This is a genomic window from Neisseria viridiae (genome assembly GCF_962747995.1).
GTDB classification, from domain to species: Bacteria; Pseudomonadota; Gammaproteobacteria; order Burkholderiales; family Neisseriaceae; genus Neisseria; species Neisseria viridiae.
Window position 1 is genome coordinate 79,511 of sequence record NZ_CAUJAJ010000002.1, and the last position, 18,368, is coordinate 97,878.

Below are 18,368 nucleotides of genomic sequence, written 5' to 3' on the forward strand. Positions count from 1 at the left end.
TTATAACTGGATGCCGGAGAACGACATAAACGCCATCGCCATCAGGCCGGCGGCGATAAAGGTAATGCCCAAGCCTTTGAGGCCTTTGGGAGCGTCCGAATATTTCATTTTTTCGGTAATGCCCGCCAAAGCGACAATCGCCAACATCCAGCCCAAACCCGCGCCGAAGCCGTACACGACGGATTCACCGAAGTTGTATTCGCGCTGCGCCATAAACGATACGGCACCGAAAATCGCGCAGTTTACGGTAATCAGCGGCAGGTAGATGCCTAACGCGTTGTAGAGGGCAGGGACGAATTTGTCCAAGAACATTTCCAAAATCTGTACCAAAGCGGCAATCACGCCGATGAAGGTGATGAATTTCAAAAAGGTCAAATCCACGCCTTCGACAATCGCGCCGTCTTTGAGCAGCGAGTAAACCAATTGGTTGGCTGGGACGGACAGCCCGAGTACGAAAATTACCGCCACACCCAAACCGAATGCGGTGGATACTTTTTTGGATACCGCCAAAAACGTGCACATACCCAAAAAGAAGGATAGCGCCATATTTTCAATGAAGACGGATTTGATAAAGAGGCTCAAATAGTGTTCCATAGCTTATTCCTCCGCCTGTTCGGGTTTCCAAGTACGCAGCCCCCAAATCAAAAAGCCGATGATGAAGAACGCGCTGGGGGCGAGCAGGAACAAGCCGTTGGTCTGATACCAGCCGCCGTCCTGCACAGTTTGGAAAACGGTGTAGCCCAAGAGCTTGCCCGAGCCGATCAGTTCGCGGACAGTGGCGACGACAAGCAGCATCATCCCGTAGCCCGCGCCGTTGCCGATGCCGTCGATCAGGCTTTCCAGCGGCGGCTCTTTCATCGCAAATGCTTCGGCGCGGCCCATCACGATACAGTTGGTAATAATCAGGCCGACGAATACGGAAAGCTGTTTGGACAATTCGTAGGCAAATGCCTGTAAGAGTTGGTCGACCAGCGTAACCAGCGACGCGATAATCGCCATTTGCACGATGATGCGGATGCTGTTGGGGATGTAGTTGCGTACCAGCGAAATGAAGAAGCTGGAAAAACCGGTTACCAAACTGACGGAAATACCCATCACGATGGCCGTCTGAAGTTTGGTGGTAACCGCCAAAGCCGAACAAATACCCAAAACCTGCAAGGCAATCGGGTTGTTGTCGATAAAGGGTGAAAACATCAAATGTTTTAAGCGTTTCATATCAGCCATTATTGCGCTCCTGCTGATTTCAATTTGTTCAGGTAGGGGATATAGCCGTTTTCGCCGAACCAGTAGGCGAACGAACCTTGCACGCCTTTGGAAGTCAGCGACGCGCCGGAGAGGGCATCTACGCCGTGTTCTTTGTCCGAACCCGCGCCTTTGCCGACGTGCAGTGCAAGTTTGCCTTGTCCGTCAAACAGTTTTTTGCCGACGAATTTTTGCTGCCACAACGGATTGCCGATTTCGCCGCCCAAGCCCGGGGTTTCGCCTTGTTCGTAGTAGGTAATGCCGTTGATGGTGTTGCCGTCGGGTTGAATGGCGACAAAGCCGTACATAACAGACCACAAACCGTTGCCGTGCATCGGCAGGATGATTTGCCCGATTTTGCCGTCTTCGCCTTTTACCAAATAAACCTCGGTGTATTTGGCACGGCTTTTGATGCCTGCCAAATCGTCTTCAGGTTTGATGCGGATGCTTTGCGCGGGGTCTTTGCCTGCGATGCGCGCGCTGAAGTCTTTCGGCGCGTCTTTCACATATTCGCCGGTCGCCAAGTCCACGACACGTTGCTCGATACGCTCGGCAAAGGTTTTGCCGATGTCGGTGTCTTTATCCATCAAACCGGCAACGCTCAAGATATAGCCTTGTTTATCTTGGAGTTTTTGTTTTTCTTGGATGGGTTTCAAGCCGACGACCGCACCGGCAACGATGACCGAGCAAATCAGGCTGACCGCCAATACCACAATCAGCGTGCCGCTGAAGCTGTCTTTATCGAATTTCTTAGCCATTGCTGCGCGCCTTTCTGCGTTTGATGTTCGCTTGTGCGACGAAATAGTCGAAAATCGGGGCAAACAGGTTGGCAAACAGAATCGCCAACATCATGCCTTCGGGGTAAGCAGGGTTGACCACGCGGATTAACACGCACATCACGCCGATCAGCGCGCCGTACCACCATTTGCCGACATTGGTAAAGGAAGCGGAAACGGGGTCGGTCGCCATAAACAGCATACCGATGGCGAAGCCGCCGACCACCAAGTGCCAGTACCAAGGCATAGCAAACATAGCGTTGGTGTCCGAACCGATGAAGTTGAACAGCGAAGACATGGCAATCATACCGATCATCACGCCGGCAATAATGCGCCAAGAAGCGATGCGGGCAAACACGATAAACGCGCCGCCGATTAAGAGTGCCAAAGTGGAGACTTCGCCGATGGAGCCGGGCAGTTTGCCGATAAACGCGTCCATCCAAGTGATGGTTTGACCGGTTACGGCGTTTTTCAGGCCGTCTGCACCGTGTGCCGCCCATTGCGCCAGCGCGGTTGCACCGGAATAGCCGTCAACCGCCGTCCAAACCGCATCGCCGCTCAGGTTGGCTGGGTAGGCGAAGAACAGGAAGGCGCGGCCTGCCAGCGCAGGGTTCATGAAGTTTTTACCCGTACCGCCGAATACTTCTTTCGCAACCACAACGCCGAAAGAAATACCCAAAGCCGCCTGCCACAAAGGCAGCGTGGGCGGAACGATTAAGGCGAACAGAATCGAAGTGACGAAGAAACCCTCGTTGATTTCGTGTTTGCGGACGGTGGCGAACAAGACTTCCCAGAAGCCACCCACAACAAATACAGTCGCGTAAATCGGCAGGAAGAAAATCGCGCCGAACAGCATTTTGCCCAACACGCCCGCTTCAGACGACATATGGATGCCCAAAGCGTTGGCAAGGGCGTAATGCCAGTCGTTGGCGATGCTTTGTTGCAGCAAATCAGGCGTTAACGCACCGAATGCCTGTACGCCGACGTTGTACATACCGTAGAACATGGCGGGGAACAAAGCCAGCCACACCAAAATCATCATGCGTTTGGAGTCGAGCGCGTCGCGGACGTGCGCCGCTTTGCGCGTTACCGCGCCGGATGTATAGAAAATCGTCGCCGCAGCTTCGTAGAGGGCATACCATTTTTCATGTTTGCCGCCCGGCAGGAAGTGCGGTTCGATTTTTTCAAGAAAATGTTTCAAGCCCATAATCAGCCTTCTTTCTCAATGGTTTCCAGCACCTTGCGCAACAGCGGGCCGTATTCGTATTTGCCCGGGCAGACGAAGCTGCACAAAGCGAGGTCTTCTTCGTCCAATTCCAAGCAACCCAAAGCCTGCGCACTGTCGGTGTCGCCGACGATTAAATCGCGCAAGAGCAGGGTAGGCAGGATATCCAAGGGCATCACGCGCTCGTAAGTGCCGATGGGAACCATGGCGCGGTCGCCGCCGTTGACGGCTGTCGTGAACTTGAAGAGTTTGTTTTTCAGGAAATGACCAAGGGTCGTACGCGTAATCGAGTATTTATCCGGCTGCGGCGCAACCCAGCCGAACAGCTCTTTACTGCGGCCTTCTTCGATAACGGAAATCTGATTGTGGTAGCGGCCGAGGTAATCGTGCGCGCCTTGTGCAATCGCGCCGTTCAATACTGAGCCGGAAATCACGCGGTTGTCTGCGTCAACCAATTCGCCCGCAGTAATTTGCGATACTTTCGCACCCAAAACGGTACGCAAGAGGCGGGGTTTGTTGACTTGAGAGCCACCCAAGGCAATCACGCGCTCGGTGTTCAGACGGCCTGTTGCAAACAAACGGCCAATGGCAATTACATCTTGATAATTGATGGTCCAAACAGTTTTGTTTGCACCGACTGGCTCGATGAAATGAATGTGCGTGCCGCTCAAACCGGCAGGATGCGGGCCGCCAAATTCATGTATTTCGATGTTGGCAGCGTTTTCAGACGGCACGTCCGCACCGGCTGCTTTACACACATGGATTTTGCGTTCGGTTAGGCGGCTCAACACCAGCAGACCTCGTTTGAAATCTTCGGCGGCTTCTTTGATGATGACCACAGGGTCTGCCGCCAGCGGATTGGTGTCCATCGCATTGACGAAAACGGCGAACGGCTCGGCATCGACGGCAGGGATTTTGCTGAATGGACGGGTACGCAGCGCAGTCCACAAACCGGATTGAATCAGGTTGCGGCGCACTTCTTCACTACTCAATTTTGCCAACGCATCGGGCGCGTAGCGTTCAAACTCGATTTCGTCGTTGCCTTCAACGGCAATCACGACTGACTGAAGTACGCGCTTTTCGCCACGGTGAATCGCGGCGATTTTGCCTGAAGCCGGAGCAGTAAATACTACGCCCGGATTCTTTTTGTCTTCAAACAGCACTTGGCCTTTTTTGACGGCTTCGCCTTCCTTGACTTTCATCGAGGGACGCATACCGGCATATTCTTCGCCAAGCAACGCGACTTCGGTAATGGCCGGCCCGTCATAAATGACTTGCTCCGGTCTGCCCGCGATGGGCAGGTTTAGACCTTTTTTGATTTTAATCATAGATTTGCATTACTTGTGATGGTTAAGGTAAAAACGGCGTGTTTTTGATACGGTGTCGCGGGGCATCAAAAGCATTGAATAAATTAATGTAGCAAAGTGTTAGATTTTATCAGGAATTGTACCTGTTTGTCAGATTTGCTGCTTTTTTCCTTGCGGAAGCCGTTTTTAATTGTCGGAAGGGGGGATATTGATTTGATTATGCCGGAATTTAAAATGCCGTCTGAATGTTCAGACGGCATGGTGCTTACAGCAGTTTGAAAACGAAAAAGATAAGGGTGTGGATGATGAAGACGGGAATCAGAAAACCCGCCGACCACATCATATAGCCGAAGAAAGTCGGCATCGGTACGCCGCGCTGTTCGGCAATGGCTTTGACCATGAAGTTCGGCGCGTTGCCGATATAGGTCAGTGCGCCCATAAATACCGAACCCATAGAGACGGCCAGCAGGGTATGGAACAGAGGCCCCGTCATCAAGGCTTGGGCATCGCCGCCCGCCATATTGAAAAACACGAGATAAGTGGGCGCGTTATCCAAGAATGCCGACAATATGCCGCTCATCCAAAAATACATCGTATTAATCGGATGACCTGCCGTATCGTGAACCAGCGATACCACCCCGCCCAGCGCGCCTGCCTCGCCTGCTTTCAGAATGCTCAGGACGGGGAAGATGGTGATGAAGATGCCGAGGAAGAGTTTGCCCACTTCGGCGATGGGTTCAAAGTTGAATTCGTTGCCTGCGCGGACTTGTTTGGGCGTGATTGCCATAGATACGGCGGTCAATACAATCAGGATGACATCGCGGACGAGGTTTTGCAGGGCGTAACGGCTGCCGAGGATTTCAAATCCCGGGTGTTCGGGTTTCCAAAGGCCGGACATTAGAACCGCGCTAACCACGCCCGCCAGCAGGAGGAAGTTCCATTTGCCGAAGATGGCGATTTTTTCGGGTTTTTCCTGTTGTGCCGGCGTATCTTGTGCAATGCTTTCCTGTTTGAAGAAACGGTTGTCGATGAAATAGAAGGCGGTCAACAGGACAGCGGTGCTGATTAGGACAGGGGCAAGCATATGTTTGACCGTCCACATAAAATCTACACCCTTAAGAAAGCCGAGGAAGAGTGGGGGGTCGCCCAAAGGGGTCAGGCCGCCGCCGATGTTTGCAACCAAGAAAATGAAGAAGATGACGATGTGCACGCGGTGGGCACGGTTTTGGTTGGCTTTCAGCAGCGGACGAATCATCAGCATTGCCGCGCCGGTCGTGCCCATAATTGAAGCCAGTGCCGTGCCGACGGCAAGCAGGGCGGTGTTGAGCTTGGGTGTGCCGTTCAAGTCGCCCCAAACCAAAATGCCGCCTGAAATGGTGTACAGGGCAAGCAGCAGCAGGATGAAGGGGATGTATTCTTCAACGAGTGCGTGTGCGACGGTATGGATACCGGCGGACGCGCCAAAAACCAAACTGAACGGGATGAGGAACAGCAATGTCCAAAAGGCGGTGATTTTGCCGTAATGGTGATGCCAGGTATGCGAAAAAAACAAGGGACCCAATGCGATAGACAGCAAAATCAGGGCAAAGGGCAGGCCCCACAGCAGGTTTAGGTTTGCGCCGTCCAAATCTGCGGCGTAAACCGATGCCGGGAAAAGCATTAGTGAAAACAGGGGTAGGTGGCGCATCGTGTTTCCTCGATTCAAGCACTGCCTTGTGCGGCGCGCGGGAGTGATACAGGCTTCGTGCCGCCCGGACATAGGCGGACTGTGCTGCCTGTTTGTTTTTGAAAAAAGTTTTCCGATTGATTGTAAAGTAAATAATCAGGATAAACCAGTTTCCCAAACCGGAAGGCGGCGGGAAGGCGGATTGCCGTGCTTGGGAATATATATTCTTTTTGATAAATAATTTTATTTAAAACAAATAAATATATGTCTTTAATAAATAACCTATCGAAAACGAAAAATGAATTTATTTTAACATATATTTGCAATGAAGCGGGTTTGCCCTTATCCCTTTCAGACGGCATTCAAGATTCGGGCCTGCGCCACATCCATATGGCGACAAGGGAACAAAAAACCGATGAAACCGCCCCGACCCACCAGCGTTGGGGAAACTGCCAAAACATTATCAGGCAGGATGCGGTCATCATACTGATGGCGAAAATCTTGGCTTTGCGCGGCACTGCGCCGTTTTGTTCCCAGTTATGAACCATCGGACCGAAATAGCGGTGCCGGTGCAGCCAGCGGTGAAAGCGCGGGGATGCCTTTGCCCAGCAGGCGGCGGAGAGCAGTACGAACGGCGTGGTCGGCAACAGCGGCAGAAAAATGCCGATGATTCCCAGCAGCAGGGAGATGCCGCCGCAGGCAATTAAAAGATAACGTATCATTTTGAAGTATTTTTCTTATTGTGCGGATAAGGGCAGGATGTGATACCGAGTTTTGCCCAGCCTTCATGTCCCATTTTTTCCAGCAGGGCGATATTGCGTTCGAATATTGCCGAAGCGTCGGGAAAGGCTTGTGCGGCTTTGGCAATACTGTCTTCGCGGATAAGGTGCAGCGTCGGATAGGGAGAACGGTTGGTGTAGTTGCCGATGTCGTCTGAATCCGTGCCTTCAAATTGGAAATCGGGATGAAACGGGGCGATTTGGACGATGCCTTCCAAGCCGTTTTCGACAACGGCGGCATCGGCAATGTCGAGCATATCGTTGAATACGTCGAAATCGGGGAATAGGGTCGGGTGAACCAGCAGGGTAGTTTCCAGTTCGGTGGCGGGTGTATTGCCCAGTCGCTGCAGTTCTTCGTCCAAGTCTTCCAAAAAACCGTCAAGGTGTTTGGCTTCGCTGATCGCGATGCGGACAAGGTTTTTAACGTGGGGGGCTTTGGCAAAGGGACACAGGTTCAGACCGATGACGGCTTTTTCCAACCATTGTCCGGTGTGTTCGGCAACAGCATCTTTATTTTCGGAAGTATTGATATTCATTATTGTCATGTAAATGTGTTTGCAGATTGCACGTGCGGGAAAATCGGGAAGGGCACTATTCCTTCAGCAGGTGGTTGAGTGGCAGGGAGGTGGTGTGTTTGATTTCTTTTAAAACAAAGCTCGATTGGGCATCCTGTACGCCGTGGTGGGACAGGAGCGTATCCAAAACAAAATGGGAAAACGCGTTCATATCGGTAAAAAATGCCTGAAGCAGGTAGTCGGTCTCGCCGGTCAGGGCGAAGCAGCTCAAAACTTCCGGCCATTTTCGAACCGATGCGGCAAAATCTTCCCGCGCGTCTTTTGCTTTGCTGATGGAAACGCGGATAAATGCCTGAAGTCCCAAGTTGACAGATTCCGGAGACAGCAGCGCGGCATATTGGCGGACGATGCCGGCATCTTCCAACTGCTTCAGACGGCGCAGGCACGGAGAAGGCGAAAGTGCGACACGTTCGGACAGTTCGACATTGGTCAGCCTGCCGTTTTCCTGGAGAACCTGTAAGATTTTAATATCGGTTTTGTCTAAAGTGAGTTGGGGCATATTTGCGTTCCGTTTTAAGGAATTCGGATTGTCTGTCCGTATGTTTGCGGCAATCCGCATAGATGGAGACCATATTAACATATAAAAAGTTATACCGTCATCCGGGACAAATTTTGTTTTCGGAAAATCATGTGAAAACAGAGGCGGTCGGTTTGCATCTCTTTAAGACGGCTTGCCCAAACCGCCGATTCAAGACATAATCGGGAAATGTGCAGGAGAGAGCTACACCCGATTACGCGTAGCCGCCGAAGGCGCAGATGCCCTTAAATCGCTCAGGCAACAGGGACTGCACATTGAAATAAAACATCTGGAGAGCGGCGTTTCCCAAAGATACGCCCACCGAAGGGGAGAAGGCCGTCTGAACCACCATTCAGACAACCGCGCAAAGCAGTGAGCAGACTGGTTTGCCATCATGCGGATACGGCCGAAAATCTCAGGTTCAAGGACAGATAGGGTCATCCGCGCACAGGTGCGCGGGCGGCATCTGAACAAAAAATCCGGAGAAACTTGAGAATGACTGCTCTGAAAACCACCCCGTTTCATCAAGCCCATCAAGATGCAGGCGCGAAGCCGGTTGATTTTGCCGGCTGGGAGCTGCCCATCCATTATGGTTCGCAAATCGCCGAACACGAAGCCGTGCGCACCGATGCAGGTATGTTCGACGTATCACACATGCTTGTTACCGACGTAGCAGGCGCAAATGCCAAAGCCTTTTTCCGCAAACTGATTGCCAACGACGTTGCCAAACTCGCCTTCGTCGGCAAAGCCCTTTATTCCGCTTTGCTCAACGACAACGGCGGCGTGATTGACGACTTGATCGTTTACCGTACCAATGAAGCCGAAACCCAATACCGCATCGTGTCCAACGGCGCGACCCGCGAAAAAGACACCGCCCAGTTCCATAAAGTCGGACAAGAGTTCGGCGTTGCCTTTAATCCGCGCTACGACCTCGGCATGCTTGCCGTGCAAGGCCCTAAAGCCATTGAAAAACTCCTGACCGTCAAACCCGAATGGGCGGACGTGATTCACAGCCTCAAACCGTTCCAAGGTGCAGACTTGGGCAACGACTGGTTTGTCGCACGCACCGGCTATACCGGCGAAGACGGAGTCGAAGTCATCCTGCCCGGCACAGAAGCCGTCGCATTTTTCAAAGCCTTGCAACAAGTCGGCGTACAGCCCTGCGGTCTCGGCGCGCGCGACACTCTGCGTATGGAAGCCGGTATGAACCTTTACGGCAACGATATGGACGACGACACCAGCCCGCTCGAAGCAGGCATGGGTTGGACCGTTGATTTGAAAGACGAAAGCCGCGATTTCGTCGGTAAAGCCGCCTTGCTGGCATTGAAAGAAAAAGGCGTTGCCGTCAAACAAGTCGGTTTGCTGCTCGATAAAGGCGGCATCCTGCGCGCGCATATGGAAGTGTTGACCGACAAAGGCAAAGGCGAAACCACCAGCGGCGTGTTCTCTCCAAGCCTGAAACAATCCATCGCCATCGCCCGCGTACCGAAAGACTTTGACGGCGATACCGCCAAAGTGCTGATTCGCGGCAAAGAAGCGGACGTGCGCGTACTGAAGCTGCCGTTCGTCCGCAACGGTCAAAAACAGTTTGATTAATATCGGTTCAGACGGCATTTTCATTTCATATGCCGTCTGAAAGCAGGTTTTTAGGAATTGTTGTTTCCTATGAAAGCAAACTTTGGCAGTTTATTGTTGTTATTGATGTTATCGGCTTGCGCTTCGTCTGCCGACGAGCGCGGATTGATGTTTTTCGATACAGAAGGAAAATCCCATACTGCAATATTTATGAAAATCGTTGGCGGCAATGGAAAGATTGCCGGCGAGGTGGTGATAGACGGGGAATATGCTCTTGATATTGTCCGCATGAATGATGATTTGAGTATTGCCGTGCAAGATAATAAGGGTAGAAGCCGTGCTTCCGACCTGGAAGCATTGTCGCAAGCGAAATCATTTACCCTGATTGCGTTCAGCCGTTATGCGGGTACAGTTGAAGTGGATAAAGTATCGGCTGTTACAGGCATTTGTGCGGATTACCGCAGCAAAGGCCTGAAGGTTGCCGTTGCAGACAATATGAGGTCCAAACAAGAAATCGTTGTATTCCGTGCAAGCGGCGTAATGGCAAGTAACAAGCGCAAGATAAACGAAGCATATTTGGATTATTCTGCATCCTCTAAACTGCCTTTCGCCCAAAAGCAAGAATTGGAACAAGATAAAAACAATATGATTGCCGTCCATTACGGACGCTTGGAAGAATTAATCGCACGAGGTATCTGCGTACGCTAAGTTGTGCAGATGCCGTCTGAAAATAACCCCCTACCAATGGAGAATCAAACCATGAGCAACAACATCCCAGCAGAACTGAAATACGTTGCCAGCCACGAATGGCTGCGCCTTGAAGAAGACGGTACGATTACCGTCGGCATTACCCACCACGCGCAAGAGCTGTTGGGCGACATCGTGTTTGTCGAGCTGCCTGAAGTCGGCGCAAACCTTGCCGCTGAAGAGCAAGCCGGTGTGGTTGAGTCTGTAAAAGCCGCATCTGACGTGTACGCGCCGGTTGCAGGTGAAGTCGTTGCCGTCAACGATGACTTGCCCAGCGCACCGGAAACTGCCAACAGTGATCCTTACGGCGCAGGCTGGTTCTTCAAAATCAAACCTGCCAATCCTGCCGACTACGACGGTCTTTTGACTGCCGAACAATACGCAGGCGAAGTGGATTAAATTCCTATCCTGATAATAGGATGCCTTATTTAAGGAACTGCACTTTCAGACGGCAAGGATGCGTTTGGAAGTGCAGTTTTTGTCTGTGTCTTCAAGGTCAGTTAGGCTATAATAACGGTCTATATCCATCTTCACCGATTTTTTCATGCAACTTACCGCTGTCGGACTCAATCATCAAACCGCACCTTTAAGCATACGGGAAAAGCTGGCGTTTGCCGCTGCCTGCCTGCCCGAAGCCGTCCGCAATCTTGCCCGAAGCAATGCGGCAACGGAGGCGGTAATCCTTTCTACCTGCAACCGCACCGAGCTTTACTGTGTAGGCGATTCGGAAGAAATCATCCGTTGGCTCGCAGACTACCACAGCCTTCCTATAGAAGAAATCAGCCCCTACCTTTATACTTTGGGGATGCAGGAGACTGTGCGCCATGCTTTCCGCGTTGCCTGCGGCTTGGATTCGATGGTGTTGGGCGAGCCGCAGATTTTAGGACAGATTAAGGATGCGGTCAGAGTTGCTCAAGAGCAGGAAAGTATGGGTAAGAAACTCAATGCCCTGTTCCAAAAAACCTTTTCTGTTGCCAAGGAAGTCCGTACCGATACTGCCGTCGGCGAAAACTCGGTTTCCATGGCTTCAGCTTCCGTCAAATTGGCGGAACAGATTTTTCCCGACATCGGCGATTTGAATGTCTTGTTTATCGGCGCAGGCGAAATGATTGAGTTGGTTGCTACTTATTTTGCTGCTAAAAACCCCAGATTGATGACGGTTGCCAACCGGACGCTGGCGCGTGCACAGGAGTTGTGCGACAAGCTCGGTGTCAACGCCGAACCGTGCCTGCTGTCCGATCTGCCTGCCATTCTGCACGATTACGACGTGGTGGTTTCTTCGACGGCGAGCCAGTTGCCCATTGTCGGCAAAGGCATGGTGGAGCGTGCATTGAAACAAAGGCAGAGTATGCCGTTGTTCATGCTTGATTTGGCAGTGCCGCGCGACATTGAGGCGGAAGTCGGCGATTTGAATGATGCCTATCTTTATACTGTGGACGATATGGTCAATATCGTCCAAAGCGGCAAGGAGGCAAGGCAGAAGGCCGCCGCCGCCGCCGAAACGCTGGTGTCCGAGAAAGTTGCCGAATTTGTCCGGCAGCAGCAGGGCAGGCAGAGTGTCCCCTTGATTAAAGCCTTGCGGGACGAGGGCGAGAAAGCGCGCAAGCAGGTGTTGGAAAATGCGATGAAACAGCTTGCCAAAGGCGCAACGGCAGAAGAGGTTTTGGAACGGCTGTCCGTCCAACTGACCAACAAGCTGCTGCATTCGCCGACCCAAACCTTGAATAAGGCGGGGGAAGAAGATAAAGATTTGGTTCATGCCGTCGCGCAGATTTATCATTTGGACAAATAACGGTGCGCCGGAAAAGGATGCCGTCTGAAGGGGTTTCAGACGGCATATTTTTGTGCCGCCTGACAACATCGTGAAATCCCACATTATATCGATGTAATTACAAAGTATTATCCCGTATGCGGATTGGTTTTAAGATTTGTAAATTTGATTTGCATCAAAAAATCGCCGATAGATGATTCATATAATATCAATATTAAAGAGTATCGGTATATCGGGGATAGCTATGTCCTGTTTTTCAATCCGGCGTATGTCTGCGTTTCGGGCGCGGATAACGGCGTTTTTTGCCGCCTTTGTCTTTTTGACGGCGGCACTGCCCGCTTATGCGGAGCGTCTGCCTGATTTTCTGGCGAAAATACAGCCTTCGGAAATTTTTCCGGGGGCGGACCGTTACGGCAAGCCGGAAGGCAAGCCTATGGTCGCCCGCGTTTACAAAGGCGACGAGCAGCTCGGTTTGGTCTATATCACGACCGACGTGGTCAATACGCGCGGTTATTCGAGCAAACCGATCGATACGCTGATGGCTTTGGCAAACGACGGCACGATAGCCGGGGCAAAACTGGTCGATCATCACGAACCGATTATGCTGATCGGTATCCCGCAGTCGCGCGTGGACAAATTCATCGACAAATATATCGGTCTGAATTTTATTAAAAATCCGCCGACTCCGGGCGTGGCGCCGGGCGACATTATCAGCGGTGCGACTGTTACGCTGATGGTGATTAACGACAGCATCCAGCGTTCGTACAAGGTCATTGCCAACCAATACCGTCTGGGTTCGGATAAGGTCCTTCAGACGGCATCCGCTTCCGATGTCCGGGAAGCTGCGCCTGCGGCAGAAACCCGTCCGCGCCGTATGGCAAATCCCGACAAGCAGGATATTTTGTCTTGGGACGAACTTTTGAAACAAAAGGCCGTCGGCCATCTGCATATCACGCTCGATCAAATTAACAAATTGTTTGAGAAAGGCGGCAAGGCCGGCGTGGCCGATCACGCCGAACAGGGCGATCCTGACGATACCTTTATTGATTTGTATGTTGCCTTGGTCAGCCAGCCTTCCATCGGTAAAAGCCTGCTGGGTGAGGACGGCTGGGCACATCTGCAAAAACGGCTGAAACCCGGTCAGCAGGCGGTTTTGGTTGCCGGAGAGGGCCGTTATTCTTGGAAAGGTTCGGGCTATGTGCGCGGCGGTATTTTCGACCGTATCGAGATGATTCAGGGGGAGAACAGCTTCCGTTTTACCGATGCCCAACATGAACGCGTCGTCGCGCTGTCTGCCGCCGGTTCGCCGCGTTTTAAAGAAGTTTCTTGGTTTACCATCCCTGAAGGCGTAGAGTTTGACGGTGCGGAGCCGTGGCGTCTGCAATTAATGGTTCAGCGCGTTTTGAGCGTGAACGATAAAGCCTTCGTTACCGCCGATTTGGATTACGAATTGCCTCAAGGTTATTATGTCGATGATCCTAAAGCACCGCCCGTGGAAATCAGCGCGCCTGTCGAAGCCGTACCTGCCGCGGCATCCGATACCGCTTCAGACGGCATTGCCGAAGATGCGTCAGCTGAAAACGGTGTATCCAATCAATTATGGAAACAGATTTGGAAAGCGAAACAGGGGCAGATTGTCGTTGTCGGCATTGCACTGACCATATTGTTACTGGTGTTTTTGTTCCAAGATTGGATTGTGCGTTACGAAAAATGGTACGACCGTTTCCGCCTCGCCTTTTTGACCTTCACGCTCTTCTATATCGGCTGGTATGCGCAGGCACAGCTTTCGGTCGTCAATACGCTGACGCTGTTTTCTGCCATCCTTACCGAATTTCATTGGGAATTCTTCCTGATGGATCCGATTGTGTTCATCCTTTGGCTGTTCACGGCGGCGACCATGCTGTTGTGGAACAGGGGGACGTTTTGCGGCTGGTTGTGTCCGTTCGGCTCATTACAGGAATTGACCAACAGGATTGCCAAAAAACTGGGGGTGAAACAGATTACCGTGCCGCATATGCTGCATACCCGTTTGAGCGTCATCAAATACCTGATTTTCTTTGGGCTTTTGGCAATTTCGCTGTATGATTTGGGTACGGCGGAAAAATTTGCCGAAGTCGAACCGTTCAAAACCGCGATTATCTTGAAATTCATGCGCGATTGGTGGTTTGTCGCCTTTGCCGTGGCACTTTTGATTGCGGGGCTGTTTATCGAACGCTTCTTCTGCCGTTATCTGTGTCCTTTGGGTGCGGGCATCGCGCTGCCGGGCAGATTCCGCGTGTTCGACTGGCTGCGCCGCTACAAAATGTGCGGCAACCCCTGCCAAATCTGTACGCACGAATGCCCCGTTCAGGCAATCGCGCCCGAGGGCGACATCCATCCGAACGAGTGTATCCAGTGCCTGCACTGCCAAGTGATGTACCACCACGATACACGCTGTCCGCAAGTTGTGGCAGTGAATAAGAAAAAACAAAAACAGGCTGCTGCAAAATCAGGGGAATTGGAGAGTGTCTCCAAGCAGCCGCAAGAACAGGTTGTCCATTTTGTCAAACCCGAAACGGCGCAATCTGAAGAATAAGCATACGGGGGAAGCCTGAAGCCAAAGTGTCAGGCAGGGTTTCCCCGGAAGGATAATAAAATTTTTTCCCATCGGCTTGCCGTCTGAAAACCGGTTTGCCGTATTTTATCCAAGGAGTGTTGTATGTCAGACGAAAAATTAGAACAAAACGGCTTGAGCCGTCGTTCATTCTTAGGTACGGCCGCTGCTTCCGGTGCAGGTATTGCCGGTGCGGGCCTGTTGGGTTTGGCGGGTTGCTCTAAAGACGGCGAACAGGCTGCCGCTTCTGGCACCGCCCCTGCCGCCAAGGCGCAAGGGGAATCCAAACCCGGTCAACTGTCTTCCGAAGTCGGTCCGGGCGAACTCGATCAATATTACGGCTTCCTTTCCGGCGGTCAGTCTGGCGAGATGCGCCTGATCGGCCTGCCTTCTATGCGCGAACTGATGCGTATCCCCGTGTTCAATATGGACAGCGCGACCGGCTGGGGGCGCACCAATGAGAGCTTGAAAGTCCTCAACGGAAATATCACCGAAGAAACACGTAAATTCTTACAAGATAGTGGTCTGCGTTGCTACCCCAACGGCGACTTGCACCACCCGCACCTGTCCTTTACCGACCAAACTTATGACGGCCGCTATGCCTATGCCAACGATAAGGCAAACAACCGCGTCTGCCGCGTGCGTCTGGATGTGATGAAGGCCGACAAAATCATCGACATCCCCAATGCCTCGGGTATTCACGGTCTGCGTCCGCAACGTTATCCGAAAACCGGTTATGTCTTTGCCAACGGCGAACACATTACTCCTGTTAGTGGCGTAGGCAAACTGGATGATGCAAAAACTTGGAATGCCGTGTACACCGCCATCGACGGCGAAACCATGGAGATTGCATGGCAAGTATTGGTTGACGGTAACCTGGACAACGGCGATGCCGACTATCAAGGCAAATATTCTTTTGCCACCTGCTACAACTCCGAGCGCGCACTGACCGTACAAGGTGCGTCTTCCAACGAGCAGGACTGGTGTGTCGTATTCGATCTGAAAGCTATTGAAGAAGGCATCAAAGCAGGCGACTTCAAAGAAGTGAACGGCGTGAAAATGCTGGACGGCCGCGCGGAAGCCAAATCCAAATACACGCGCTATATCCCCGTGCCGAACTCTCCGCACGGCTGTAATGCTTCTCCCGACGGCAAATACATTATGCTCAACGGCAAGCTGTCTCCGACCGTTACCGTATTGGATGTCAGCAAGCTGGACGATTTGTTCGCCGGCAAAATCAAAGAGCGCGATGTCGTCGTAGCCGAACCGCAACTGGGCCTCGGCCCGTTACACACCGCATTTGACGGCCGAGGCAATGCTTATACGACATTGTTTATCGACAGCCAAATGGTGAAATGGAACATCGACGACGCAATCAAAGCCTACAAAGGCGACAAAGTCGATCCGATCAAACAAAAACTCGACGTTCACTACCAACCGGGCCACAACCATACGACTATGGGCGAAACCAAGGAAGCCGACGGCCAATGGCTGGTGTCTTTGAACAAATTCTCCAAAGACCGCTTCCTGAATGCCGGTCCGTTGAAACCCGAGTGCGACCAATTGATCGACATCTCCGGCGACGAAATGCGTCTGGTACACGACAACCCGACTTTTGCCGAACCGCACGACTTGTGTTTGGTTGCCGCGTCCAAACTGAACCCGGGTAAAACTTGGGACCGTAAAGACCCTTGGTTCTGGCAGGATGCTTTGGAACAGGCGAAAAAAGACGGTGTCGAGCTGGAAAAAGCCGCCAAAGTCGTACGCGAAGGCAACAAAGTACGCGTGTATATGACTGCCGTCGCACCTGCATTCAGCATTCCGCAGTTTGAAGTGAACCAAGGCGACGAAGTAACCGTTTACGTTACCAACGTCGAGACCATCGAGGACTTGACTCACGGCTTCACATTGGAAGGCTACGGCATCGCTATGGAAATCGGCCCGCAAGCCACTTCTTCCGTAACCTTTAAAGCTGTCCGTCCGGGCGTACACTGGTACTACTGCCAATGGTTCTGCCACGCATTGCACATGGAAATGTCCGGTCAGATGATTGTTCATCCCAAATAATGCGGCCTGACGGCTGAATATGGAGAATGCCGTCTGAAGGCAACAGGTCTTCAGACGGCATTTATAGCCAAACCGCTTGCCGTACCGTTTCAGGCGGTTTCGCTATAAAAACAGGCACATTTGAATGATGCTTTATTTTGTTCGGCCATACCGAACGAAACAGAGGGACACTATGCACACATCCGCGCTCCGTATATGGCTGAAGGCCGTGCTGATACTTGCCGCCGGCAGCATTTTTCAGACGGCATCGGCAGCTGTCGTCCACGTTTCCCCGCAAGACAACCTTGCCGAAATTTTTGCCCGCGCCCGGGCGGGCGATACGCTTAAACTGGCTTCCGGCGTATATCAAACCAAACTTTATATCGACAAACCGATTACGATTGAAGGGCCTGCCGACCGTTCCGCAACCGTGGAAGGGGACAGGAGCGGGCGTACCATAGCCGTACACGCGCCGGACGTAACGCTCCGCAACCTGACCGTTACCCGTTCCGGTATGAGCCTGCCGGCAATGGATGCCGGTATTTATCTCGAAGAAACCGCTCCGCGCGCCCTGATTGAACACAACAATATTTTGGATAATTCGGTCGGCGTATATCTGCATGGTTCTGCCGATGCGATGGTGCGCGAGAACAAAATTGTCGGCGATGCGACTTTGCGCGTGAACGAGCGCGGCAACGGCGTTACCGTTTGGAACGCACCCGGCGCGCAGGTCGTCGGCAACGACATTTCCAAAGGGCGGGACGGCATTTTTTCCAACACCAGCACGCACAACACCTATAAAAATAACCGCTTTAGCGATTTGCGTTTCGCCGTCCACTATATGTACACCAACGACAGCGAAGTCAGCGGCAATATTTCCGTGGGCAACAATATGGGCTATGTGCTGATGTTTTCCGAGCGGCTCAAAGTGTTTGACAATATCGCCGTCGGCAGCCGCGACCAGGGCATTATGCTCAACTATGTCAACTATTCCGATATTCACGACAATATTATCAACAAGGCGGGCAAGTGCGTTTTTGCCTACAATGCCAACTACGACAAACTGTCCGCCAATCATTTTGAAAACTGCCAAATCGGCATACACTTTACCGCCGCCATCGAAGGCACGTCCCTGCACGACAATTCCTTTATCAACAACGAAAGCCAGGTCAAATACGTCAGCACGCGCTTTCTCGACTGGAGCGAGGGCGGACACGGCAACTATTGGAGCGACAACAGCGCGTTCGATTTGAACGGCGACGGCGTCGGCGACAGCGCGTACCGCCCCAACGGCATCATCGACCAAATCATCTGGCGCGCGCCGGTTGCACGCCTTCTGATGAACAGTCCCGCAATCAGTATCGTCAAATGGGCGCAGGCGCAGTTTCCCGCCGTTCTGCCCGGCGGCGTGGTGGACAGCAAACCGCTGATGAAGCCTTATGCCCCCAAAATTCAAACCCGTTATCAGGCGATGAGGGACGAACTGCTCAAAGAAGCCGAAACGCGGCAGTCGGAATGGGGCAGGGCGGAAAACGGTGCTTTGAACTAG

17 protein-coding genes and 1 riboswitch are annotated in these 18,368 nt (G+C 52.3%); of the genes, 7 read left to right on the forward strand and 10 right to left on the reverse strand.

Annotated elements, in window-relative coordinates:
- The 10 genes from nqrE to Q9J79_RS02310 all read right to left on the reverse strand — a co-directional run bounded on the left by nqrE (position 1) and on the right by Q9J79_RS02310 (position 8,069).
- Complete coding sequence (nqrE, locus tag Q9J79_RS02265) at positions 1–594, reverse strand: NADH:ubiquinone reductase (Na(+)-transporting) subunit E (protein WP_002223986.1); 594 nt, start codon at positions 592–594, stop codon at positions 1–3.
- A gap of 3 nt (positions 595–597) precedes the next feature.
- A complete protein-coding gene (locus tag Q9J79_RS02270) occupies positions 598–1,224 on the reverse strand; it encodes an NADH:ubiquinone reductase (Na(+)-transporting) subunit D (protein ID WP_003709559.1) in 627 nt (208 codons plus the stop codon).
- Complete coding sequence (locus Q9J79_RS02275; protein WP_002233618.1) at positions 1,224–2,000, reverse strand: Na(+)-translocating NADH-quinone reductase subunit C; 777 nt, start codon at positions 1,998–2,000, stop codon at positions 1,224–1,226. Before Q9J79_RS02275 ends, Q9J79_RS02270 begins: the two co-directional genes overlap by 1 nt.
- The gene (locus Q9J79_RS02280; protein ID WP_301912431.1) at positions 1,993–3,225 is read right to left on the reverse strand and encodes an NADH:ubiquinone reductase (Na(+)-transporting) subunit B; all 1,233 of its coding nucleotides are present in this window, start codon (positions 3,223–3,225) and stop codon (positions 1,993–1,995) included. Before Q9J79_RS02280 ends, Q9J79_RS02275 begins: the two co-directional genes overlap by 8 nt.
- A gap of 2 nt (positions 3,226–3,227) precedes the next feature.
- Positions 3,228–4,571, reverse strand: coding sequence for a Na(+)-translocating NADH-quinone reductase subunit A (locus Q9J79_RS02285; protein WP_301912432.1), 1,344 nt, complete (start codon positions 4,569–4,571; stop codon positions 3,228–3,230).
- 244 nt (positions 4,572–4,815) lie between these two features.
- Positions 4,816–6,237: a sodium:proton antiporter gene (locus Q9J79_RS02290; RefSeq protein WP_301912433.1), complete on the reverse strand. Its 1,422-nt coding sequence runs from the start codon at positions 6,235–6,237 to the stop codon at positions 4,816–4,818.
- 14 nt (positions 6,238–6,251) lie between these two features.
- Positions 6,252–6,578, reverse strand: coding sequence for a C4-dicarboxylate ABC transporter (locus tag Q9J79_RS02295; protein WP_301912434.1), 327 nt, complete (start codon positions 6,576–6,578; stop codon positions 6,252–6,254).
- Positions 6,579–6,938: a YbaN family protein gene (locus Q9J79_RS02300; RefSeq protein WP_002233620.1), complete on the reverse strand. Its 360-nt coding sequence runs from the start codon at positions 6,936–6,938 to the stop codon at positions 6,579–6,581. It abuts the gene before it with no gap.
- Positions 6,935–7,540 carry a DUF1415 domain-containing protein gene (locus Q9J79_RS02305; protein WP_301912435.1) on the reverse strand — a complete coding sequence of 202 codons (606 nt, stop codon included), beginning with the start codon at positions 7,538–7,540 and terminating at the stop codon, positions 6,935–6,937. Before Q9J79_RS02305 ends, Q9J79_RS02300 begins: the two co-directional genes overlap by 4 nt.
- 46 nt (positions 7,541–7,586) lie before the next feature.
- Entirely contained in the window at positions 7,587–8,069 is a 483-nt protein-coding gene (locus Q9J79_RS02310) for an Lrp/AsnC family transcriptional regulator (RefSeq protein ID WP_107818519.1), read from the reverse strand.
- Between the two features lie 202 nt (positions 8,070–8,271).
- A riboswitch (glycine riboswitch) is annotated at positions 8,272–8,368 on the forward strand.
- 214 nt (positions 8,369–8,582) lie between these two features.
- On the opposite strand from Q9J79_RS02310, the gene gcvT reads away from it, so the two are divergent.
- The 7 genes from gcvT (at position 8,583) to Q9J79_RS02345 (ending at position 18,368) form a co-directional block, all read left to right on the forward strand.
- On the forward strand, positions 8,583–9,683 hold the full coding sequence (gcvT, locus tag Q9J79_RS02315) for a glycine cleavage system aminomethyltransferase GcvT (protein WP_301912436.1): 1,101 nt from the start codon (positions 8,583–8,585) through the stop codon (positions 9,681–9,683).
- A gap of 69 nt (positions 9,684–9,752) precedes the next feature.
- Positions 9,753–10,370: a hypothetical protein gene (locus tag Q9J79_RS02320; RefSeq protein ID WP_301912512.1), complete on the forward strand. Its 618-nt coding sequence runs from the start codon at positions 9,753–9,755 to the stop codon at positions 10,368–10,370.
- 51 nt (positions 10,371–10,421) lie between these two features.
- Positions 10,422–10,808 (forward strand): glycine cleavage system protein GcvH, encoded by a 387-nt coding sequence (gene gcvH / locus Q9J79_RS02325; RefSeq protein ID WP_002241215.1) that lies wholly within the window; start codon positions 10,422–10,424, stop codon positions 10,806–10,808.
- Positions 10,809–10,953: 145 nt separating this feature from the next.
- Positions 10,954–12,201, forward strand: coding sequence for a glutamyl-tRNA reductase (hemA, locus tag Q9J79_RS02330; RefSeq protein WP_002241216.1), 1,248 nt, complete (start codon positions 10,954–10,956; stop codon positions 12,199–12,201).
- A gap of 247 nt (positions 12,202–12,448) precedes the next feature.
- Positions 12,449–14,755 carry a NosR/NirI family protein gene (locus Q9J79_RS02335; protein WP_301912437.1) on the forward strand — a complete coding sequence of 769 codons (2,307 nt, stop codon included), beginning with the start codon at positions 12,449–12,451 and terminating at the stop codon, positions 14,753–14,755.
- Between the two features lie 123 nt (positions 14,756–14,878).
- Entirely contained in the window at positions 14,879–16,840 is a 1,962-nt protein-coding gene (gene nosZ, locus Q9J79_RS02340; protein ID WP_301912438.1) for a TAT-dependent nitrous-oxide reductase, read from the forward strand.
- A 172-nt stretch (positions 16,841–17,012) separates the two neighbouring features.
- Positions 17,013–18,368, forward strand: coding sequence for a nitrous oxide reductase family maturation protein NosD (locus tag Q9J79_RS02345; RefSeq protein WP_301912439.1), 1,356 nt, complete (start codon positions 17,013–17,015; stop codon positions 18,366–18,368).